The following is a 21,361-nucleotide window of genomic DNA, read 5'->3' as shown; positions in this document are numbered from 1 at the left end:
ATCAAGTACTATTCTATCACATTCCGCTGTTTTTTTCTATGCCCCCTGATAGTCGCTGAAATACCGGAAAATCCCTTTTACCGTCCTTTACTCCTCCACGCCTCTTTCCTGCTTCCCGTTCCAGCTACGCACCTGTGTTTCCCCACAGCTTTGCATACAGCGGTGATTGCTCCAACAGTTCCGTATGTGTACCTTGAGCCTCTACCCGTCCATTTTCCATAACGATGATTGAATCACTTTCTTTAACGGTGGAAAGGTTGTGGTCTATCGTGATAACGGTTTTATTTTTACACAGTTCCTGTAATGAAAGCTGAAGCTGCCGACGGTTTTCCGCATCGGTGTGAGTAGTCGCTTCATCTAATATAAGCACCGGTGCATTCCGCAAAATTGCACGGGCAATAATAATACGCTGCCGCTGCCCGCCAGACAGTTTTGTTCCTTCATTGCCCGCATGAGTGTTCCAGCCCTTTTCAAGCCGTTCGATAAAATCCGAGCACTGTGCAAGACGGGCAGCTTCTTTTACCTCTTCATCGGAGGCGGCTGGCTTACCCATTCGAATATTTTCCAAAATACTCATATTGAATAAAAAAGTGTCCTGTGTAACATAGTTGACATGTTCCATTAATTGCGCAAGGGACATATCTTTGTAATCGATTCCGCCGATTGTGATAGAACCCTTTGAAACATCCCAAAAGCGGGCAATCAAATTGGCTATTGTTGACTTACCCGAACCGGAGTGCCCGACAATCGCCGTCTTTTTCCCCTCTTTAAAAGTGAGCGATACATCATGCAGCACATTCCCCTTAGGAGCATTGTTCTCATTGCCGGTTTTATCGGCAGCCGTAATTTCATCATACGAAAAGCACACATTATGAAACACAATTTCGTTATTCGGAATATGCAGAGCAGCTGCTGCGGCAGTTTCTTCCAATTCGGGAGCGGACAGCACTTCTTCAATCAGCTTTTTACTGTTTCTTATGTGATAAAAGTTGTCCATAAATTCGGTGAACTTTAAAAGCGAAACGCCCAAGCCCTCTGCAATGATGACAGCAAAAAGATAGAGCGGCGCTTCAATCAAACCGGAAGTAAAAAGCAGTCCGCCGGCTGAAAGCACGCTCACCGTAATCGACGACAAGAGTACAAAGGCCGGAGCGCTTACAAAATACATTTTATTGTAGAGCTTTAAGGTTGACTTTTCGTAATTGTCGATGGAATCTTCAAACTGAGAATAGGCCTTTGCTTCGGTGCCGAATATTTTAATTTCTTTATTTCCGCGGATATATTCGATAACCCTGCCGTTCATGTTTTCGAGGGCGGCATAATAGGTGTTTGCAAAATCGTTCATAATGCCGATATACATCGGAAGATAAAAAATCAAGGTTGCTACAGCGGGTACCAAAACGGCAAGAGCAAGCCGCCAATCTGTTGCAAAAAGCATCGCGGTAATGCTCAAGGGAATGAGGATATTCGAGGTGGTTTCAGGCAGTGCATGTGCAAGCGGAAATTCAAGCCGTTCAATACTATCGATGAGCATTCCGTGAAAATAGCCGGCGCCCTTGTTCCGCGTAAAACCCAGCGGCATCTTTATCATCTTTTCGGTAAGGGCAAGCCTTATTTTTTCCAAAACGGAAAAGGCTGTCTTGTGCGAAATCGCCGTCGATATGCTGTGCAGCACCAGTTGAAAAGCAAAGGCTGCAATAATAACGCCTACATAAGCCGACACTTCTGCAAGGGAAGTTCCGCCTTTTGCCAAACGCATAAGAAGACGGTGCACCGTGATATACGGCACCATCCCGCAGCCGACACCCAGCACCGCAAGACTTACGGACACCGTATACGCAGGAATATTCGGCACAATAAAATCTTTAAATCGCATGGTTGGCAATCCTCTACTCCATATCCTTAAAATGCCGTTTTAAGATGAGCTTTCCGATATAGACGCCTGCAATACCGAAAACGATAGCGGATACTATGCCGATTACGGCGAAGGTTCCGGTAAAATATTTCACATATTCAAGTATCTCTTCTCGGCTCATTCCCATTTCCTGCCACTTTGCCAATTCCCGTTCCAAAAAGAAAAGGAAAGGGAACACGCCTCCGGTAAAATATGCAGCCTGTGTAAGTCCGTGACCAATACCGACCGAAAGCGTTTTGAATCCTGTTTTTGCGATAATCACATCGGCTATCAAACCCGCAATGACAACAAAAATTAAACAGTTAATACTTCCCATTCCGGTCAGCGTAAAAAGCGCAACACCTAAACCTGCAAGCAGCGTCAACACGCCGAATCTCCGCACAGTCTTTACAACAAAAAGCACGATAGGCCCCATCAAAAATCCTGTCATACCGGGCGCAAATACATGCATAACGGGGATAGTAACGGCTGTCAGCATTCCGACCCCATAAATAACGGCTGCATAAATTGCGGCCATTAAACCGATTAAAACAAAGTGACTGATTTTCCAGTGATTGGTTTTTGTTTCCATACCTTTATAACCTCTCTTTAAAAATATATTCCAACTGCATCGAACCGTTCAATTGAAAATCTTCCTTTATTTGTCCGTCTTCCAAAAGAACCGCTCTATTGCAGGTGTTTAAAATGAACTCATAATCATGCGTGATAATAACGGAGGCGTTTGTCTTGCCCGTTATCGAATCGATTAACGCACAGACATTTTGCATACTGCCGTAATCCAAACCGCTTGTCGGTTCGTCAAAAATAGTGAGCCGCTTATTTTGTAAAAATGATGCGGCGACTACCAAGCGCTGTTTTTGTCCCATCGATAGCGTTGTCGGGTGTTGTTCTTGCAAGGCCGAAAGACTGAGCTTTTCAAGCACTGTTTGTATTCGGTTTTCTTTGTCGGGCAGTGCTTCGTTACCGAGCAATAAATCATCATAGACGCTGCACCCAAAAAGCTGAAAGTCTACATTTTGCATCACGTAACCGGCGGTCTTACTGCGCACCCTTGCAGGGAATGATCTTCCGTCCAACAAAACGGTACCGCTCTGTTCCTTTTTTAATCCGCACAGGATTTTCCCCAGCGTTGTTTTTCCGCAGCCGTTTTTACCGATTAAAGCAATCTTGTCTCCGGGATATATCGAAAGATGTATTCCTTTTAAAACCTCAGTGTTTTTCCGATAGCCAAAATGAATATCATGCAGCGTCAATAACCGTTTGTCTGTATGTTGCCGCTGCGGAGTAATCAGTGTATTGCTGTTATTTTGAAATAAATGCAAGCCGCGAAGTCCTTGTTTATGGAACTCATCATTACCGATAGTGCATAACAAATCTTTTTCATATTCCCGTACTATGGACCCGTTTTCCATTACAATGAGCCGGTCGCAGAGTTCCGCCAAATAATGCAGCCGGTGCTCAATGATGAGCAGCGTGTAGCCTTTTGATTTTAGCTGTGCAAGTATTTGTGTAAGCAATTCGACGGATTGATAATCGAGATTGGAAGACGGCTCGTCCATCAGTACAACGCGCGTGTCCAACATTAAAACCGAAGCGATTGCAATCTTTTGTTTTTCACCTCCTGAGAGTTCCGAAAGCTTTCTGTTCAAAAGCGGTTCCAGCGATAGCAGTTTTGTAACACGGTGCAGCCGCTCTTGTATTTCTTCTTTTTCTATACCGCAATTTTCGCACGGATATACAAGGTCGGAAAGTACATCGGTGGTAAAAAACTGGCTTTCAGGATTTTGAAAAACGGACGCTGCAATGTTTGATATATCGCATATACGCATCGACGAAAGAACTTTGCCGTTTAATGTAAGACTTCCGGTTATTTCTCCTTCATAAAAACGGGGACACAGCCCATTCACACAACGAAACAGCGTTGTTTTTCCGCAGCCGCTTTTTCCGGTAATAACAACCAATTCTCCTTTTTTTACGGACAGAGATATATGTTGAATTGCCTGTGCCGCAGTATCGTTATATTTGTAGCTTACATCATTCAGATTGATCATACGCGAGGCTCTCATTCAAAATAATTTTGCGTACATACTTGCCGTCAACACTATGATTGCAGCAAGCGGAAACACGGCATCTATCGGACGAAGTTTGACATCAAAGTACGATGTTTTTTTATCGGTGTTTTCAATGCCCTTAACCAACGCCGCACAGGAAAGTTCTTCCACAGTCTTTAGGCTTTTAAACAACATCGGCACGATTATAAATTCCATCGTCCTTATCGGATGGAGAATAGCCGCACATTTTGAAGTGTATAGACCTTTCAGTTTCATCGCATCGATGATAATCAGAAAATCATCTTTTATTGCAGGAAAATAACGGAACATTACCGCTATGCTGAGGATAACGCCTCGCGGCAGCCGCATACGGTCGAGCGCCATTGTAATTTCCGAAATATTTTTTTGCTTTTGAATTACCGTTCCCAACAGCGTAAATGGAATAATCCGCTGCACGATAAAAGCGAGTATTCCTATAACGGAAAAAACCGCGGATTGAAACATCGGAAAATGCAAATGCAAAATCACTTGATAATAGAAAAAAAGCACTGCAAACAAAACAGTGTAACACAATAAGACACCGTATAATCCTGTTATGACCGGCACCGCCGCCGCAACGATGAAAGAGCAGAGCGTTACCTCCGCCTTTCCTGAAATCAGCATAAAAACCATAATCACTATGTCTAAAAAAAGAAGCGTTCTAACATCAACGGTGGTTTTAATCTTTTGCATATAGTAAAACTTTCCCTTATTTGTATGAAGATTTTACAATAGCGAGAGGTTTTTGTCTTAAAAACAGCTAAAAGATTGGCTAAGATTGACGGCTTTTGGCTTGAATTTTCATCGTTTCTTATACAAAAGTTTCTGCTTATAAAAACATTTCCGCCTTACCGAAAAAAATATGTTGTGATTGTATCGCAGACCGGAACCGCGTAGATCGATCTTCCCTACATCGAAAACTTTTTTTTCATTTGGCTGAAGATATCGGCGATGCGTTCTTCTTCGGCTTGGGCATCGGGCTCGTGGTATTCGACAAGGTCGGCAGGAATCTCATCCAAAAAAGGAGACGGAGCACATTCGGTTATGCCGCCCTGCTTTCGTCTTTGTCTGCAGCTTGTGATAAAAAGTTTTTGCTGGGCTCTGGTAATAGCCACATAGAAAAGGCGGCGCTCTTCTTCGACATCTCCGTCATTTTCTTCGACACTCCTTGCATGGGGAATAAGGCCGTCTTCCGCTCCCGCAATAAAAACCACAGGAAACTCCAAGCCCTTTGAAGAATGAATGGTCATAATATTTACTTCGCCTTTTTCTTCTTCAGTATCATCGCGGGTTAAAAGGGTAATGCGGTTAAGATAATCGTAGAGACTTCCGTCCAAGTTGTCGGGATTGTTTTCCCAATCGTCCATCGAGTGCAAAAAACTTTCGATATTCATCATTTTAAATTGAGCAGCCTTTTCACTTTTTTGGTATTCGGCGATAAGGTATTCGTTATAGGCGATGTCGTCCAAAAGTTTTCTAACCTTTTGGGCAAGGCCCTTCCCAGAAAGAAGCTGGGTTCGGTGTGTGCTTATAAGCTCGGCAAATTCTTTTAAATCTTCGATGCTTTTTCCCCTCATATCTTCAGGCGGGTTTTCAAGAAGAAGGCGGATTGCAGTCCGCATCGAACAGGAATTTTCCGTTGCAAGAGCGGAAAGTGTTTCAAGAGTTTTTTTGCCTATGCCGCGCCTCGGCGTGTTGATAATGCGCAGAAGGTTTACATCATCGTCGGGGTTTGCAACAACACGCAGATAGCTTATAAGGTCCTTTATTTCCTTCCGCTGAAAAAAACTTGTCCCCCCCGACATTCTATACGGAATGTTTACTTCCAAAAAGGATTCTTCCAATGGGCGGCTTAAACTGTTGGCACGGATTAAAACTCCGAAGTCGGAATACTTAAAACCTTCTCTTTGCTTTAAGCTTAAAATCATGTCCGAAATAAAATCGGCTTCCGCCGCCTCGTTTTCGGGAATAAAAATTTCGATGGGGCGCCCCGAGTCTTTTTCTGACCAAAGAGCTTTAACCTTGCGGTTTACATTATGAGAAATTACACCGTTTGCGGCAGCCAAAATTGTCCCTGTTGAACGATAGTTTTGTTCAAGTTTTATTTCGATCATTTCGGGAAAGTCTTTTTCAAAGTTGCGGATATTTTCAAAACTGGCACCCCGCCAAGAATAAATAGATTGATCGTCATCGCCTACTACACAGATATTTTTGTCGGCGATGAGCTTCATAAAATTATATTGCTGTGTGCTGGTATCCTGAAATTCGTCAACCATTATATATCGGTATCTTTCGCGGTACTCCGCCAAGACTTCGGGATGTTCTTTAAATATTTTTATGGGAAGCATTATAAGGTCGTCAAAGTCTACTGCATTATAAAGTTTAAGCCCATCCTGATATTCTTTATAAAGAGCCTTGTACGAATCATGCTCGTTTGTCCAATCCTTTCTTCCCATTTTGATATTGGAAAAAAGAATGCCTACCTTGTAAACATCCAAGGCATCTGCCGAGAATTTAAGTTCTCTTCCGCATTCTTTAATTAACTGATTGCGGTCGGTTTCGTCATAAATACTGAAATTACTTCTCCAGCCTATTTTATCGATATGGGAACGCAGAACCTTAACTCCAAAAGCGTGAAATGTGCTGACAGTCAGATTTTGAAGTTTTTTACCGGTAAGCTCTTTTACCCGATCGGCCATTTCCTTGGCAGCCTTGTTGGTAAAGGTAAGAGCCAAAATCTGAGACTGAGGGATTCCCTTGTCGAGCATGTGTGCAATTCTAAAAGTGATAACGCGTGTTTTCCCCGAACCGGCTCCCGCTATTATAAGCACCGGCCCGTTAATAGTAGTAACGGCTTTAAACTGTTCGGGATTAAGACCTTCAGTAAATTCATTCATAGGAGGGGTGAGTATACCAAAAAACGGGAAATTTGGCAAGAAGAGATTGATTAAGCAGATTTTACAAAGTTTTTTTCAGCATTGACATGTCCGAGACTTTAAAGTATTATTATAAAGAAAAAGAAACTTATATAAAGGAGTTTTTATGAATAAAGTCAAACTAATCGGTATTGTAAAAGCTGCCGTGATAACAGCTCTTTTGGTTATTTGTATCGGCTGCCAATCTTTTTCCGGTTCGGACGAAGTCATTAAAGGAAACGGAAAGATAGAAACTAAATCATTCCCAGAAAGCGATTTTAATGCTGTTTGCATCAAGGGCGGCTGGACTGCCGATATAAGGTATAGCGAAACCTTTTCCATTCAAATTGAAACGGATGAAAATATTTTCCCCTATTTGGATATATCACTTACAGGTACCACTCTTAACATCGGTTTTAAGTCTGGATACAGATACAGCATATCACCGACTCGCCGTAAAGTCTTTATTACAATGCCTTCTTTAATAAAGTTGCAGACGTTCGGTTCACTTACCGGTACCATTTCATCATTCAATATGCCTAAAGATTCAATGTCGATAGATATCTCAGGCAGCGGTAATATTACCGCACGCGATATTACAGTAAACACTCTAAAGGTGGACGTATCCGGTTCAAGCGATTTTTCCGCAACGGGAAAAGCCGAAAATATGATAGCGGATGTCTCCGGTTCAGGGGATATAAAAACAACCGATTTTGAAACTGAAAAGGCTGATATTTCAATTTCAGGTTCCGGTTCTGCAAAAGTATGGGTTACACGGCATTTAAAAGCCGATATCAGCGGCTCCGGTTCCGTCCGTTATAAGGGTAATCCTGTTATTGAGACTAAAAGTTCAGGCAGCGGCCGTATATCTTCTCTTTAAAAAGTTATAATAATTTATAGTTGTAATAAATATTTTTTATAAAAAACAAGTATTTGGAGACAAACATGTGCTTAATATGCAAAAGAATTGAAATGATAAAAAATGGAAATAATCCATATTATGTAAAAGAACTTGAAACCGGTTATGTAGTTATTGGGGATCATCAACATTTTAAAGGGTATACTTTATTTCTTTGCAAAGAACATAAGACCGAAATATTTCAGCTTGAAAATGATTTTAAAATGAAGTTCTTAGAAGAAATGTCAATTATAGCTGAAGCGGTTTATAAAGCTTTCCATGCTGAAAAAATGAATTACGAATTATTAGGAAATGGCGATACTCATTTACATTGGCATTTATTCCCAAGAATAAACGGAGATTTAGAAGGACATGGGCTTCATGGTAAGGGGCCTGTATGGTGGTACCCAATAGATAAAATGTATGATGCTGCAAACCGTCCTACATCAGAAGAATTATATGATATGAAAGTAAAACTATTAGAACATCTTAAAAAAGCTTAATCATTTTTTTATAAATATACTAAATAAAATATACCGTAAATCATTATAATTTATACATGCTTGAAAATTATTCTCATCAATTATTCTTAAGTTAATCATCGAATCTTACTATATATTCAAAACACGTATTTGTCAAGACAAAGTTTTATCGTCCGCATGAAAACTTAAAGCACTTCGCAAGTTGAACATACTTACATCATCGATTTTCATTCGTAATATATTTATGATACTGTATTTTCCCCTTACTCATGTATATAATGGTATCAGCGACTTCTGCGGTAAACTCGATGTCATGTGTGATGACAATAATAGTTTTTCCTTTTTCTGCAAGATACCGGAACAAATCAGCAATGATTTTCATGTGGAACCCATCAAGCCCGCTAGTAGGCTCATCAAAGACAATAATATCCCGTCCGCTCAGATAAGCTATTCCAATAAGCAATCTTTGTTTTTGCCCTCCTGAAAGAACCTGAGGATTTGTATCAAGGGAAATTTTTAAATGTAGTTCATCAAGGCAAGCTTTTATTTTTTCATCGGTAAGCCTTTTATTTCCGATTTGAAATTCGTTTCTTATGGAGTAACCGTATAGCTGATAATCTATGTCCTGTCCTACAAAAAAGGTTCTTTGTAATCGCTCTTTTTTCTTTACCGGTGCCGTATCGATATACATACCGCCTTCCGTTTGCTTGTATAAACCGGTAATGATTTTGCAAAGACTGCTTTTCCCCGCCCCGTTTTCTCCTACAATAACATGAACCTTTCCGCTTTCTAAATTGAGGTCAACAGTTTCTAATATGCGATAACAATTTTTTATATAAACAATCCCTTTGCAAGCAGCGAAAGAATTATCCCCATTAACCTTTTTATCTACATTTATTTTAGGTAAATTAAATTGCCTCAGTCCAAGGTTTCTCAAATCAAAATTATTTAAAGAATGTATTTCATGCTTTGACATGTCTTTTATAATTTGTCCGTCTTTCATTATAATTAAGCGATCTATTAATTTTTTTAAATAATGTAAACGGTGTTCGGAAATAACAACCGTACAGCCTTTTTCTTTGACTCTTTTTAAAAATTCGGCTAATCCGCTTGTCGCCGCACTATCTAAATTCGCAGAGGGTTCATCTAACACGAAGCCTTTAGGTTGTGTACAAAATACGGAGCCTATTGCAACTTTTTGCTTTTCTCCGCTTGAAAGATACATCATATCAGTATCTAAAATCTTTTCTATTTCGAGCTCCCTTGCGGCTTCTTCAAGCTTATTCTTCATCAAAACCCTATCTTCACAAGCATTTTCCATAGCAATGACTAATTCATCTTTCACTTTTCTTGCTAAAAATTGACTTCGCGGATCTTGAAACACAGAGCCCCAATATTTTGAAAGCTCACCAATGCTCATATTCTTGGCATCTTTACCATATAACTCATATCTTCCCTGTACCGTACCGGAATAAAAATGCGGGCACAGTCCGTTTAATACACGTATAAGGGTCGTTTTTCCGCAGCCTGAAAGACCGGTAATGACAACAAACTCACCTTGATTGACTTTTATATTTATATTATTCAAAATCTGTGTTCTACCGTCATAGGAAAAAGAATAATTTTGCAGTTCTACCGCCATTTCCAACCCCATTTTATTTCTATAATTTTTAGGCAGATAAAACCGGCTAATAACATTACCAATGCAACGCTATCCTTTTTTGTCCACCAAACTTCCGAAAAACTGACAATAGCATTGTTCACCTCAATTCCGCGAGTAAGTGCTGCCGCTGTTATTTCATCCGAAATACGCACGGTTCTGATAAGCAGCGGTATCAATGTTAAATAAAAATTTTTTGGTAAGTGAAAAACCGTGTTTAATAGCGATATTCCTATTCCCCTAAACTTTAAGGCACCTCGTATCGCTTTTAATTCATACTTAATCGTGGGTAAAAATCGTAATAACACAATAACTGAAATACCGAACCCTTTCGGTAAATGCAGCCGATGAAAAACTTCGAGAAGCATTCCCGGAGGTCTATCCGAAATTCCCGACACAAGAGAAAGCGGGATTAAAAGATGCCTTGTAACGGCTGCGAATAGCCATAAGGTTTGAAGTTTTGTTATTCCGACCGTAAGGTGAGAAAACAAAAAGAGCAGCAAAAAAATTAAAACAAAGGTGAATGCCTTTTTGTATTCTCTTTGAACTAAAATAAAAACTATGGAAACAGCAAACGCTGCTATAAAAGTAATTTCATTTTTATAGGTCAAAACGGCTATACTGCCGGCAACGGCAAGAAAGAGGTTTACTCTTATATCGGGAATATATTTTTTGTTTTCTGCCGGCATACCTTATTTTTCTACCATTCCGCCGGAAATAAAATATCTATTCAATAGTCGATACCCGATTTGCGTACCCGCAATGGAGCCGATAGCAGTAAGAAGCATACCGATGCCTATATTTTCAGCACTATAAACTGCGAATATCGAATCAATATATTCTTGTGTCAATCCATTTGCCTGTAATCCTGCAATCATCGCATCTTTTTGCAAAAAAATAAGCACATTGGGAGCCAGCATTATCGTCAAACCGAACAGTACATATGCAATAGTTGCTTTTATTTTATTCTTATAGCCGTTGTTCCACAGGATAAGTTCCATAACCAAGCCTGCACCGGCTATCATTGCACTGATGATAATCATACTGTTTACAAAAAAATAATACACGGCAAAAATAAACGAGAATATAAAAGCCGTTCCCAATTTAGGAGCCTTTGCTATCATCAAACAATAAATGATGCCGCACAATACCCCATCGATTCCGCCTACAAACCAAATAACAAATTTTAGATTTGTTATAAACGGCATTAATACTACCGTTTGTATGCCGATCATAATGGCGGTAAGCAATGTAATAAGGACAATATCCTTTAATCCGATTTTCTTATTCATTTGTATTCCTCCCGAAGTTCTATAATGAAATCTTCCATTCTTTTGATTTATTTTGTAAATGCCACAGCCGTGCGTACAGGCCTTGCTTCTCCAACAGTTCGGAGTGCCTGCCTTCTTCCACAATGCGGCCCTTATCCAATACGATAATCTTGTCGGCGTTCTTTATGGCTTTTAAGCGATGAGCAATCATGATGACGGTTTTATCTTTAACCAAGTTTGATATGGCCTTTTGAACCAATACTTCATTTTTTGAGTCTAAGCTCGCTGTAGGTTCATCAAGTAATAAAATCGGTGCGTTTTTAAGAATTGCTCTGGCAATTGAAATCCTTTGCTTTTCACCGCCCGATAAGGTGGAACCGCCCTCACCTACAATGGTGTTATATCCTTCAGGCAGTTTTTCTATAAACTCATGACAGCCTGCTAATTTTGAAGCGCGAATCATATCTTCTTCCGTTGCGTTTTTGTTTCCGAACATAATGTTTTCTCTTATAGTGTCATGGAAAAGATAGACCTCTTGCAGTACCATTGAAATATGTTTAAGCCACTGATCGGGATTTATTTCATTGAGTGAAACACCGCCGATTTTTATACTTCCCGACTTTACATCCCAAAACCGTGCGATAAGTTTTAATATGGTGGATTTTCCTCCGCCGCTCTGCCCCACAATGGCGGTAAGCGAGTTTTTCTTAAAAGTGCAGGATATATCATCAATAACATTTTTCCCTTGTAAATATGAAAAACTCGTATGTGCAAACTCAATATCGCCCAAATCTTTTACTTGTATTGACTTTTCACCGCTTAATTCTTTTTTCTTCATAGCATTGTCGATTCTTGTTGCACTGACATACTGCATTCTAAGAACGGCGGTGTACCGAATCCATGTAAGAAGCGGACTTATGATTTTGGTGCCGATAATAATGATACTTAAAAATTCGGTTAAGCCTATTTCGCCGCCGACAATAAGATAGGTTCCGGCAAAACACATAAGCGGAAGACCTGCCCGTGCAAATGTTAAGGCAAAACCTAAAAAGGAGCCGCCCAATGTTTCTCCTCTTATACTGATATCTTTTAGGTTTTTGTAGGCATCTTCAAGTTTGGAAAAACCCTTTCCTATTTGATTGTAGCTCCTAAGAATTTTCATACCGGAAAGATATTCATTGAGCGCTTCTGCAGTATTATCTTTTGCCGTTCTTGAGCTTACAATTAAGTTTCCCAATACCTTAAAAGAAATTAAAATAATAATCGCGGAAATCGGGAGTGCAATATAAAAGGCAAGCGCCATTTTCCAATTAAACCAAAACATAAAAACCGATGTTAAGATGCAGGAAAAAACAACACCGAACAATCCCGTAAAAGAGCCGACCATACCCTGCTCAATCGCTAAAAAATCTCCGGTAAATGTATTGATAAGTTCTCCGGAACGAGTTTTAGAAAAAAAACCGAGCGGTAATCTTTTTATTTTTTGAATAAAGTCTTTTTTGTTCTGTGCAGAGTTACGGGCACCGGGAAGAAAGGTTTTTAAAAAGGTAACCGTACTGACCGTCAACTGCAAAAGGAAAAACCCTGCAAGCCAGAGGGCTATATTCCAATATCCCTTATCAAAGATGATTGAAGGATTGTTAAAATATGTAATAAAAAGATTAATTGCAAAATAAACCGCTACTGCCGGAAAACCGACGGTAAAGCCTTCCAAAAAATACCATATCACCGGTTCCGTCATTTGTTTGGGATGCCCCATTGTAGATTTTCTTATCAGTTCTTTCATTACAGTTCACCTCCCTTGCTTGCTATTTCCCATGTTTCCGCTTCAAACTGTAAATCCCACAGCATTTTATATGCTCCGTCTTTTTCCATAAGGCTTTTGTGCGTGCCCTCTTCTATAATTTTTCCTTCTCTTAAAACGATAATCTTATCCGCATCCATAATGCTTTTCAGCCGGTGCGCAATGACAATGACCGTTTTATCTTTGATAAGATTTCTAATTGCTTCCTGTATCAAGTTTTCATTTTCCGCATCGGTATAGGCCAAGGCTTCGTCCAAAATAACTATTTTAGAATCTTTTAAAAAAACCCTTGCTATCGAAATCCGTTGAGCTTCTCCGCCTGACAGCTTTATATTCCCCGAACCGATTAGGGTGTCATATTTATCGGGAAGGTTCATAATAAAATCGTGGCATCTCGCTTTTTTAGCCGCTTCGATTATCGTTTCATCGGAGCAGTTTTTATTCATCGAAATATTATTTCGTACCGTATCCGAAAAGATATGAGTGTCCTGGAAAACAAAGGCGATTTTTTCCATTAAGTCTTCCGTATCAAAGCTCTTTATATCCTTTCCTCCGATCTTTATACTTCCTTCATGCACATCCCAAAAGCGCAAAAGCAGTTGCCCTATGGTGGATTTTCCGCTTCCCGATTCTCCGACCAAAGCAGTCATTTCATTTTCGTTGCAAGTAAATGAAACGGTATCAAGAGCTTGCTTCCGTAAGGGGTCTGCCTCACTTTGATACGAAAATGAAACCGAATCAAAATACACTGATGCCCCCTTTTCTTTTTCCTCATTGTTTTTTGCTTTAAAAACGGGCTCATTTAAAATACCGTCTATCTGCGCAAGACCTGCTTTTGCAAAATTGATTTGATTTGCATAATCTATACAGGTTAAAAGCGGGTCGTACAGTGCAGGCACGATAATCAATGCCATAATAACCGATAAAACCGTATCTCCTGCAGGATTTTTAAAAATCAAAAAACCGCCGACCGGAACGACAAAGCTAAGAAGAGATAGGATAATACTTTTATACATGCTCATAAAAAAAGCGGATCTTTTATAATTGGTTATTTCCCAGTCAAGACATCCGTCAAGGCTGTGCTCCAAATTTTTTGATATGCCGCCTGCCCGTCCAAACAGTTTTACTTCCGCCATTCCTTTTACATACTCTGAAAAATGACCGGTAATATCGGCTGAAAGTTTCATATAGTTTGCATATCTTTCTTTTGCTTTTTCTCCGCCAAAAATTAAAGCCTGAAAGAAAAAGGCAAGCACCAACGAAATGAGCACCGTAATTGCCATAAGCCAATTAAGATAGGCAATTCCTAATAAGAGTAACACCAGCACAACAAAGGAACCCGTCAAATCAGGCAACATGTGAGCGATAACCCCTTCTAATTTTTCGATATTTTCATCCATTATTTTTTGAATGGAGCCGCTTGTGTTTTTGGAAAAAAAACCGAGCGGTAATTTTCCTAAATGTTCCATCAGCTTAATTCGATACCTATATAAAATTTTAAACGCCACCCTATGGCAGCCCAAACTGCCTAAAAATGAAAAAATTAAATTACATAAAACGGCAGCACCTGCAACCATTATCCAAAAGAAAACACCGCCCCTTTCTCCGCCGGTTAAAAATATTTTGCCTATAAAATATACCGATATATATGGAACGGCATTGCATAACATTCCTACCGTAGATAAAAAAATGCTTGCAATAAGAAACGGTTTTCCTTCATTTGAATAATAAAAAACACTGTCGAATATTCCTTTTGATTTTTTATTCATAAAATGCTCCATTTCAAAAAACCCGGTTAGTCATCGCTAACTTATTTTACTACCTTATTCTAGCTGTTATAAGAATTTTTGTCAATAAAAATTTCTTCAAATAAGAAAGAAAATATAAAAATACTTGACTTTTTAAGTCAAATATACTATTATAATCTTCAAATAGAACAGAAAAACTTTAAAAAGAGAAGAGGTGTAAACATGCGTACGGTTGAAGATTATTGGGAGGACTTTGAACATTTCGGCTTTATCAAGCATTTAAAAGATGGAAGAAGGGATTATATATTGGATGAAGAAAAAGGCTCAGGCGGTTTTTCCATCTTGGGAGATACCGAAACGGCTGTGGCGACTATTTCCGATTGCACACTGTACCGGCCTCTTGTTATCAAGGCGGATAATGTAAATGAAAGAATTATCGAACTTGGGCAATATTACACCGGGCTCGCCTCTTATTATGAAAAAAAAGAAAAGTCTTGCGAATTTGAATACGGGCTTAATGCCTATGTCAATACTTTTAGTTTTTACGGATATAAGAGGATTGAACCTCATGTACGGTTTATCAATATAGGTTTCGGCTTTCGGGAAAAGTTTTTTTCTTCTTTACCTATCACATTGGAAGAGGATTTTTTTGAAAGAGCTGCATGCGTACTTAATCCCGAGCCGATTGTCATTCCGAAAATAACCGCAATTTGCAACAGCCTTAAAGAATGTACATTGGAAGGAGGGGCTTTAAAGCTCTATATTCAAGGTAAATGTTTGGAAGTTTTTTCTCTTCTATACGATTATATTTATAAAGCAAAACCGGCAATAAATGTACACCTTTCTCAAAAAGACAAGGCCGTCCTTAAAGAAGTAAAAACTTTTATAGAAGAACACTTTGCAGATCATGTTACGATTGCCGAACTTGCCAAAAAGTTTGCCATCAATCAACAAAAACTGGTAACCGGTTTTAAAGATTGTTTTAACGCAACAATAAACGGATACACTCAAAAAATAAGAATGACAAAGGCCCTCGAACTCCTTTATGATGATACCTTATCCATTATAGAAATAGCACAAGCAGTCGGTTATTACGGGGACGGCTATTTTCAAAAAGCCTTTAAGGAAACCTACGGCATTACGCCAAGCCGGATGCGGAGGGATTTGTAATTTGATTTTTATACATACTATCCTCCATAGGCGGAATAGATTTTCATTCCCCTTTTCCATACTACTGCACAGAAAATAGCAAGCAGCGTTATCCAGCCTAAACTTTTACATAAGGAAATAAAAGCGGTGCATAGCGGAACATCATCGAGTAAAAGACTTACCGGAATATGGGAAATAAAGGCAAAGGGTAAGTTCTTTAAAAGACTAAACACCGATTCGGGTAAAAGGACAAGCGGGAAAATAATACCGGCGGAAATATTTTTAAGTACCCGTATCGATGTATAGAGTGAAGAAACACGCGAAAAATAAAAACTATAGAGTGCTATCAAAAAATCGATAAAAAAATTGATGAGATAACCTGCGATCAAAAAGAGCACAAAAAATAAAGCCTTCCATAATGATAGTGTAAACACAAAATATCTTTGCAGCAAAAAATATAAAACCGTAATCGAAACCGCATTCATAACAATGAAAATAAAACGATGAGGCAAATCGGAAGCAAGTTGATACAGCGCATAATTATACGGTTTTATAAGATACTGATTGAGTGTGCCGAGCCTTATATCATCGGAAATTTTAAATACGGAAACCGTTGAAGTAATATTGTAGGTTATCAAAGTCAAAAAGTAATACGATACTATACCGTCTGCTTTAAAAGGCATATCTTTACTTTGATAACTGACGGCAATCCATAACAATACATTAACTGTAAAAGGAAAGAGTGAAAATAAAAATCCGGAAATAAAATTAACTCTATATTCCAATTGATTTGCCAAACTTATTTTAAAAACTTTGTAATATGCATTCATAGTATAGACTCACTCGATGTATACAATCTTCTGATAACATCTTCCATCGAAATATTTTCAATGGTAATATCGCTTAACTCTTCAATAAAATCATTGGAAATATTTTTTAATATATCCAAACTCTTAGTTGAGTCAGCAGAAATTTTAACCGTATCTTTTGCAGTTTTTTCTGCAAAAAAATTACCTTTTTCTTGCAAGGTTTTTATAATTTTATCCGCTTTCAATAATTTTAATTTTAATATAAAATATTTTTTATTTAAAAATTCATTTTTAAAGTTAATAAAAGAATCGGAATATATTTTTTCTCCCTTATTTATTAAAATCAATTCCGTACAAAGGGAAACAATATCGTTAAAATTATGACTTGTCAGTATGAGGCTTGCATGATATTTATTGCAATAATGTTTTAGAAAATCCCTTATGTTATATTGCGTAATTATATCAAGACCTATTGTCGGTTCATCAAGAAAAATAAGTTTCGGTTTGTGAATTAAAGCCGCTATCAATTCCATTTTCATTCTCTCTCCTAAAGACAGTCTTCTCACCTGAACATTCACCTGTTTTTGTACGCCGAGTATTTCAATCATTGTGTGCAGCGTCTTTTTGTAATCGGCATCTTCAACCTCGTAAATGGTTTTATTAAGCTCAAAAGAATCAACGGCAGGCAAATCCCACCAGAGCTGACTCTTGTTTCCCATCACCATTGAAATTTGCCGGAGGTACTCTTTTTTCTTTTCAAAAGGATTATGCTGTAAAACGGTAAGGCTTCCTTCCGTCGGCAATATCAAACCGGATAACATTTTAAGTGTTGTCGTTTTGCCTGCACCGTTTAAACCGATTAAACCCGTTATCGAACCTTGAGCAATTTCAAAGGAAAGATTTTTAACCGCAGGTTTATATAGTTTTTTACGTTTAAACAAATTTTTGATACTGCCTTTAAGTCCTGCATCTTTTTGATAATATGCATAACTTTTGCAGATATTTTCTGCAACAATAATTTTTTCGTTACTAACTGCCCGATCCGACATAACGCCTTACTCCTTTTTTAAAAATAAAATTCGATAATAAAAAAAATATAAAACTTGCCGCAAAAGAATAGAGAATATAACTAACGGATAAGTCTTTAACGGCAAACAAAATAGGAAAAATAAAACATACAAACAGCGGAATGACAAAGATAAGAATTTTTTGAAGCAGCCGCGGATATATCTGCATAGGTTTATTTCCGATGGTAATCAGCTCGGAACCTATGCCCATAACAATATCCATCCGCATAAACCAAAAAGCCAAACTCATCAATATAAACATAATCGAATAAATCAAAAAAAAGCCGTTCAACGAAAGTAAAATATACAGTAATAATTTTAAAGGAGTCATCCGTATATTCAGTTTTATAAAACAATACGTCAAACCGGTAATATTTATGATAATATTTTTTATCTGCGGAATGTCGAACTCATTAAATGAAATAGTAAAACGCTGATTCAACGGTTTTAATAATATAAAATCCAAGGTGCCGGCATTAATCATTTCGGGCAATCTTTTTAATCCAGGCACTATCAAAAAAGTAAAAACGGAATCCATAAGTCCGCCTTGAAAGGTCAGCATCAGCATTCGGTACTTATCCCAGCCGTTTACCGTTTCGGTATGAATAAAAATCGTATCTATAAAAATGAGATACATAAAGAGCCATACGAGTTCAAAGGTTCCGCCGCTTATAAAATTGAACTTATATTCCATTAAGTTCATAAGAGAACCTTTAAAATAGGCTTTTAATATTAAAAGATATTTTTTCATCGCACTGTATCCGTCCAAAATAATCTATACCTAATACATTATCACAGGACGGCGACAGCTATATGTCGTAATTAGATAAAAAAGTTTCAGCGGTTTTTATAAGATCTTCTTTATAATCTTTTGGGGAAACGACGGTTACAGCATCTCCGAAGCTAAGGAGTAAGGCCTTCCACAGCCGTTCTTTTGCAGGAACATGAATATGGGTTTTACATTTTTGAGAAGAAAGTTTTTCGATAACGGAGTCGGGAAAATACTCTTCGATGAGCGGAATTTCTTTTTCGGAAAAAATAATTTCTATATTGATGCAGGTTTTATAATACGCTAGCTCGGCTTCTTTCATCTTTTGTTGTATATCGCCGTGTTTTATAAATGATCTTTCTTTTGAGATGACCAGGTTTTGCATCCGAGCAACCTTAAAGGTTCGATACTCTTTTGTTTCTTTAGGGTATGCAAACAAATACCATGCATACCATTTATAATGAATTGCAAGGGGCTCCGCACAAACATGCGAACTTTTTCCTTCGGAATTGCGGTAATCGAAAACGATATAGTTCTTACCGCCGATGGCTTTTTCCAAAAGCATATTGGAATCTTGCACCTTTTTATTTTCTTTTGTAACGCTAAAATCCCAAAAAACTTTTTGCCCGCCCTCTTTTTCGATAATGGCATTGTATTTTTCGATTAAGGAATTGAGCTTGTCATTTGTATATGAAGTAGCAAGACTTTCCAAAGCACTTATAATAATTTGCTGTTCGCTGTTTTTGATGTTGATGTTTTTTATTTTATAATTTTCCAAAACGGCATAGCCGCCATACCTTCCGCCCAAGGTATATACGGGTATACCCGCTTCGGCTATGCTTACCATATCACGCTGAATAGTCCTGACCGACACATCAAAATACTCTGCCAAATATTTTGCGGAAACCTTTTCATGGTTCAATAAGTATATAATTATTTCGAGAATCCGTTCAAATTTCATTTTCTAAATATATAAATTTTATACGCCCAGAATATAAGAAAAACACACAGTTGTCAATATACCGTTTCTAAAACTTAAGTCCCTTAATCCAATCTGCTATAATCGGCTCCAAGGTTTTTATCTCGAAGCCTAATTTTAATACTTGAACTCTCTGTTCTGAGATGCCCCAATTTTGGTAGGGGTTATCGTAGTTTTGATCAAAGAAATCGTAGATATAGTTCTCGGCATCGTTTTGCTCATTACCGAACATTGAAATCTTTTGAACGGCGGACTTTTCGAGCACCTTCCTGATTGAAGGTCTTATCCCTTCAAAAAAAAGACCTTTATGAATTTGATATTTATCTCCCCTCATAGTCTTAATCATTTCCGATATTGAACCTGAAGGATTCATCTCAAGTTTAGGCCTTTCAAAATAGGCCTCCGATTTTGATTCTTCTTTTGGAACTTCTACAAGGTTTTCTTTTTTTATGCTATCGTTTTTAAGTTCTTCATTTTTAAGTTTGTTTTTTTCAAGTTTCGACTTTTTAAGTTTATCCGTTTTTTTGTCGGGTAAAGATTCTTTGTTTTGTGATTTATTTTCTAAATTTAATTCTTCCGTTTTAGCTTTCTTTGTTTCAAAAACAGCATCTTTTTGAACCGGTTTTTTAAGATCTACATTTTCAGCTTTTTTACCGGAAGTCTTTTTTTCTTTTTTGGGTTTTACTTTTTTTTCTAAAACAGCCTCTGCATCGGAAACATCATCAATAAGTTCTTCTTTCTTTTTTACAGGTTCTATCGAAACTTTTACCCTAGCCCATTCCCGTTGAAGATAAAGATCGCCGCTTATGCTGTAGTAATAACCGTTTACTAAATTCAACAGGACTGCTTGTAAGATTTCTTCATCCCTCCAGCTTCTAAATCTTCCGATTTTTACGGCCTGAAAAATATTAAAGTTATTGGTCCTGTATTTCCGGCTGTACAATAAAACGATATTTTCAAATCCGCCGTCAGCATAAACAGGCCAATACTTTAAAGTGTAAGCAATAACTTGATCTTCAACCCGTTTAATATCGGGAGAAATAATTATTGAATCTACTTGCTCTTTTGTAAAAATAATCTTAGAAAAGTCAAGGGTAGTGGGAGGCCTGTAGGCAGCCCGTTCTCTTTTTTGGCGGGATAATATTTCATCCTGTTCATCTCTATAAGCTTTTACCGATGAAAGGGTGTCGGTTACATAGAGGCGGATAAGTTCTGCCGATTTTTTCATTGCAGCCTGTTTAAACCCTATGATGTCGGCATAGCGTGCATATTTTTCGGTAAACGAAATAGAAGCAAATCTATCGGAAGAAACAGCCGATACTATTTTTTCACATTCTTGAATAACATTGTAGACATCATTTGTATCGAGATTAGCTATCTTTTCGGTAATAAACCCTATAACCTGCTTAATCTGCATTATAGTTTTTTGGGCAAGGTTGATTAAATTTTCAGTAAGCAATTCCTGAAACCTATGCGATCTCCGTCTATACGAAGACATCAGTTCATACCGCATAGAATCATCCGGATATTTACGCTTTAATTTTCCATTGTACAATAAAAGAGCTTCATTCAAATGCCCTGTTTTTCTCAGTTCAAAATACCTTTCAATATCAAGATCTTCCGAAAGGCTCACCTGAGGATATTCTTGTTTTAAGACTTGTTTTTCAAGTTCCGTTATTTCCATAAAAAGCCGCCGATTTTAGTCAAAAATCATAGCTTAATAATATAGCAAAAAAAGAAAAAAAACAAGTATGAAAGCACCATCAAGAAATTTAGGCGATTTTAAATCGGCAAGAATTCAAGTC

General features: G+C 38.0%; 18 protein-coding genes. 3 read left to right on the top strand and 15 right to left on the bottom strand.

The genetic code is table 11. From position 1 onward, the window contains the following. Positions 1-124: 124 nt before the first annotated feature. From TDE_RS04385 to TDE_RS04365, 5 genes are all read right to left on the bottom strand, one after another. Positions 125-1,876, bottom strand: a complete 1,752-nt coding sequence (locus TDE_RS04385; protein ID WP_002682202.1) for an ABC transporter ATP-binding protein — start codon at positions 1,874-1,876, stop codon at positions 125-127. A 13-nt stretch (positions 1,877-1,889) separates the two neighbouring features. Beyond that, complete coding sequence (locus tag TDE_RS04380; RefSeq protein WP_002682200.1) at positions 1,890-2,486, bottom strand: MptD family putative ECF transporter S component; 597 nt, start codon at positions 2,484-2,486, stop codon at positions 1,890-1,892. Between the two features lie 4 nt (positions 2,487-2,490). After that, on the bottom strand, positions 2,491-3,966 hold the full coding sequence (locus tag TDE_RS04375; protein ID WP_002682198.1) for an ABC transporter ATP-binding protein: 1,476 nt from the start codon (positions 3,964-3,966) through the stop codon (positions 2,491-2,493). Between the two features lie 15 nt (positions 3,967-3,981). Beyond that, complete coding sequence (locus TDE_RS04370; protein ID WP_002682196.1) at positions 3,982-4,698, bottom strand: energy-coupling factor transporter transmembrane component T; 717 nt, start codon at positions 4,696-4,698, stop codon at positions 3,982-3,984. 215 nt (positions 4,699-4,913) lie between these two features. Further along, positions 4,914-6,902: an ATP-dependent helicase gene (locus TDE_RS04365; RefSeq protein WP_002682194.1), complete on the bottom strand. Its 1,989-nt coding sequence runs from the start codon at positions 6,900-6,902 to the stop codon at positions 4,914-4,916. Between the two features lie 145 nt (positions 6,903-7,047). On the opposite strand from TDE_RS04365, the gene TDE_RS04360 reads away from it, so the two are divergent. Together TDE_RS04360 and TDE_RS04355 are read left to right on the top strand one after the other, a co-directional pair. Further along, complete coding sequence (locus tag TDE_RS04360) at positions 7,048-7,800, top strand: head GIN domain-containing protein (RefSeq protein WP_010956832.1); 753 nt, start codon at positions 7,048-7,050, stop codon at positions 7,798-7,800. A gap of 65 nt (positions 7,801-7,865) precedes the next feature. Then, positions 7,866-8,321, top strand: a complete 456-nt coding sequence (locus TDE_RS04355; protein ID WP_002682186.1) for an HIT family protein — start codon at positions 7,866-7,868, stop codon at positions 8,319-8,321. A gap of 196 nt (positions 8,322-8,517) precedes the next feature. Here the strand turns inward: TDE_RS04355 and TDE_RS04350 are convergent, their stop codons facing one another. Genes TDE_RS04350 through TDE_RS04330 form a run of 5 tightly spaced genes read right to left on the bottom strand, consistent with a single transcriptional unit; the run spans position 8,518 to position 14,804 of the window. Continuing rightward, positions 8,518-9,942, bottom strand: a complete 1,425-nt coding sequence (locus TDE_RS04350) for an ABC transporter ATP-binding protein (protein WP_002677302.1) — start codon at positions 9,940-9,942, stop codon at positions 8,518-8,520. Continuing rightward, positions 9,933-10,649, bottom strand: a complete 717-nt coding sequence (locus TDE_RS04345) for an energy-coupling factor transporter transmembrane component T (RefSeq protein ID WP_002682185.1) — start codon at positions 10,647-10,649, stop codon at positions 9,933-9,935. The genes TDE_RS04350 and TDE_RS04345 overlap by 10 nt, the downstream gene beginning before the upstream one ends. 3 nt (positions 10,650-10,652) lie before the next feature. Further along, a complete protein-coding gene (locus TDE_RS04340) occupies positions 10,653-11,252 on the bottom strand; it encodes an MptD family putative ECF transporter S component (RefSeq protein ID WP_002682184.1) in 600 nt (199 codons plus the stop codon). Between the two features lie 19 nt (positions 11,253-11,271). Continuing rightward, positions 11,272-13,017 carry an ABC transporter ATP-binding protein gene (locus TDE_RS04335; RefSeq protein WP_002682183.1) on the bottom strand — a complete coding sequence of 582 codons (1,746 nt, stop codon included), beginning with the start codon at positions 13,015-13,017 and terminating at the stop codon, positions 11,272-11,274. After that, a complete protein-coding gene (locus TDE_RS04330; RefSeq protein ID WP_002682182.1) occupies positions 13,017-14,804 on the bottom strand; it encodes an ABC transporter ATP-binding protein in 1,788 nt (595 codons plus the stop codon). The genes TDE_RS04335 and TDE_RS04330 overlap by 1 nt, the downstream gene beginning before the upstream one ends. Before the next feature lie 201 nt (positions 14,805-15,005). Between TDE_RS04330 and TDE_RS04325 the strand changes: the two genes are divergently transcribed. Next, positions 15,006-15,953, top strand: a complete 948-nt coding sequence (locus TDE_RS04325; protein ID WP_002670247.1) for a helix-turn-helix domain-containing protein — start codon at positions 15,006-15,008, stop codon at positions 15,951-15,953. Between the two features lie 17 nt (positions 15,954-15,970). Here the strand turns inward: TDE_RS04325 and TDE_RS04320 are convergent, their stop codons facing one another. The 5 genes from TDE_RS04320 to TDE_RS04300 all read right to left on the bottom strand — a co-directional run bounded on the left by TDE_RS04320 (position 15,971) and on the right by TDE_RS04300 (position 21,240). Next, on the bottom strand, positions 15,971-16,762 hold the full coding sequence (locus TDE_RS04320) for an ABC transporter permease (protein ID WP_002682174.1): 792 nt from the start codon (positions 16,760-16,762) through the stop codon (positions 15,971-15,973). Further along, the gene (locus TDE_RS04315; protein WP_002682173.1) at positions 16,759-17,790 is read right to left on the bottom strand and encodes an ABC transporter ATP-binding protein; all 1,032 of its coding nucleotides are present in this window, start codon (positions 17,788-17,790) and stop codon (positions 16,759-16,761) included. The genes TDE_RS04320 and TDE_RS04315 overlap by 4 nt, the downstream gene beginning before the upstream one ends. Continuing rightward, the gene (locus tag TDE_RS04310; protein ID WP_002682172.1) at positions 17,771-18,559 is read right to left on the bottom strand and encodes an ABC transporter permease; all 789 of its coding nucleotides are present in this window, start codon (positions 18,557-18,559) and stop codon (positions 17,771-17,773) included. The genes TDE_RS04315 and TDE_RS04310 overlap by 20 nt, the downstream gene beginning before the upstream one ends. A 58-nt stretch (positions 18,560-18,617) precedes the next feature. After that, positions 18,618-19,538, bottom strand: coding sequence for a helix-turn-helix transcriptional regulator (locus TDE_RS04305; protein WP_002682171.1), 921 nt, complete (start codon positions 19,536-19,538; stop codon positions 18,618-18,620). Between the two features lie 67 nt (positions 19,539-19,605). Further along, positions 19,606-21,240 (bottom strand): hypothetical protein, encoded by a 1,635-nt coding sequence (locus TDE_RS04300; RefSeq protein WP_002682170.1) that lies wholly within the window; start codon positions 21,238-21,240, stop codon positions 19,606-19,608. Between the last annotated feature and the right edge of the window lie 121 nt (positions 21,241-21,361).

This window comes from Treponema denticola ATCC 35405, from assembly GCF_000008185.1.
Classification (GTDB): domain Bacteria; phylum Spirochaetota; class Spirochaetia; order Treponematales; family Treponemataceae; genus Treponema_B; species Treponema_B denticola.
Note: the sequence above shows the minus strand (reverse complement) of the source record. Positions and strands in the feature narration are given on the sequence as shown.

Coding starts and splice junctions, on each gene's coding strand:
- TDE_RS04385 (WP_002682202.1), bottom strand. CDS start 1,876: ATGCGATTTAAAGATTTTATTGTGCCGAATATTCCTGCGTATACGGTG.
- TDE_RS04380 (WP_002682200.1), bottom strand. CDS start 2,486: ATGGAAACAAAAACCAATCACTGGAAAATCAGTCACTTTGTTTTAATC.
- TDE_RS04375 (WP_002682198.1), bottom strand. CDS start 3,966: ATGATCAATCTGAATGATGTAAGCTACAAATATAACGATACTGCGGCA.
- TDE_RS04370 (WP_002682196.1), bottom strand. CDS start 4,698: ATGCAAAAGATTAAAACCACCGTTGATGTTAGAACGCTTCTTTTTTTA.
- TDE_RS04365 (WP_002682194.1), bottom strand. CDS start 6,902: ATGAATGAATTTACTGAAGGTCTTAATCCCGAACAGTTTAAAGCCGTT.
- TDE_RS04360 (WP_010956832.1), top strand. CDS start 7,048: ATGAATAAAGTCAAACTAATCGGTATTGTAAAAGCTGCCGTGATAACA.
- TDE_RS04355 (WP_002682186.1), top strand. CDS start 7,866: ATGTGCTTAATATGCAAAAGAATTGAAATGATAAAAAATGGAAATAAT.
- TDE_RS04350 (WP_002677302.1), bottom strand. CDS start 9,942: ATGGCGGTAGAACTGCAAAATTATTCTTTTTCCTATGACGGTAGAACA.
- TDE_RS04345 (WP_002682185.1), bottom strand. CDS start 10,649: ATGCCGGCAGAAAACAAAAAATATATTCCCGATATAAGAGTAAACCTC.
- TDE_RS04340 (WP_002682184.1), bottom strand. CDS start 11,252: ATGAATAAGAAAATCGGATTAAAGGATATTGTCCTTATTACATTGCTT.
- TDE_RS04335 (WP_002682183.1), bottom strand. CDS start 13,017: ATGAAAGAACTGATAAGAAAATCTACAATGGGGCATCCCAAACAAATG.
- TDE_RS04330 (WP_002682182.1), bottom strand. CDS start 14,804: ATGAATAAAAAATCAAAAGGAATATTCGACAGTGTTTTTTATTATTCA.
- TDE_RS04325 (WP_002670247.1), top strand. CDS start 15,006: ATGCGTACGGTTGAAGATTATTGGGAGGACTTTGAACATTTCGGCTTT.
- TDE_RS04320 (WP_002682174.1), bottom strand. CDS start 16,762: ATGAATGCATATTACAAAGTTTTTAAAATAAGTTTGGCAAATCAATTG.
- TDE_RS04315 (WP_002682173.1), bottom strand. CDS start 17,790: ATGTCGGATCGGGCAGTTAGTAACGAAAAAATTATTGTTGCAGAAAAT.
- TDE_RS04310 (WP_002682172.1), bottom strand. CDS start 18,559: ATGAAAAAATATCTTTTAATATTAAAAGCCTATTTTAAAGGTTCTCTT.
- TDE_RS04305 (WP_002682171.1), bottom strand. CDS start 19,538: ATGAAATTTGAACGGATTCTCGAAATAATTATATACTTATTGAACCAT.
- TDE_RS04300 (WP_002682170.1), bottom strand. CDS start 21,240: ATGGAAATAACGGAACTTGAAAAACAAGTCTTAAAACAAGAATATCCT.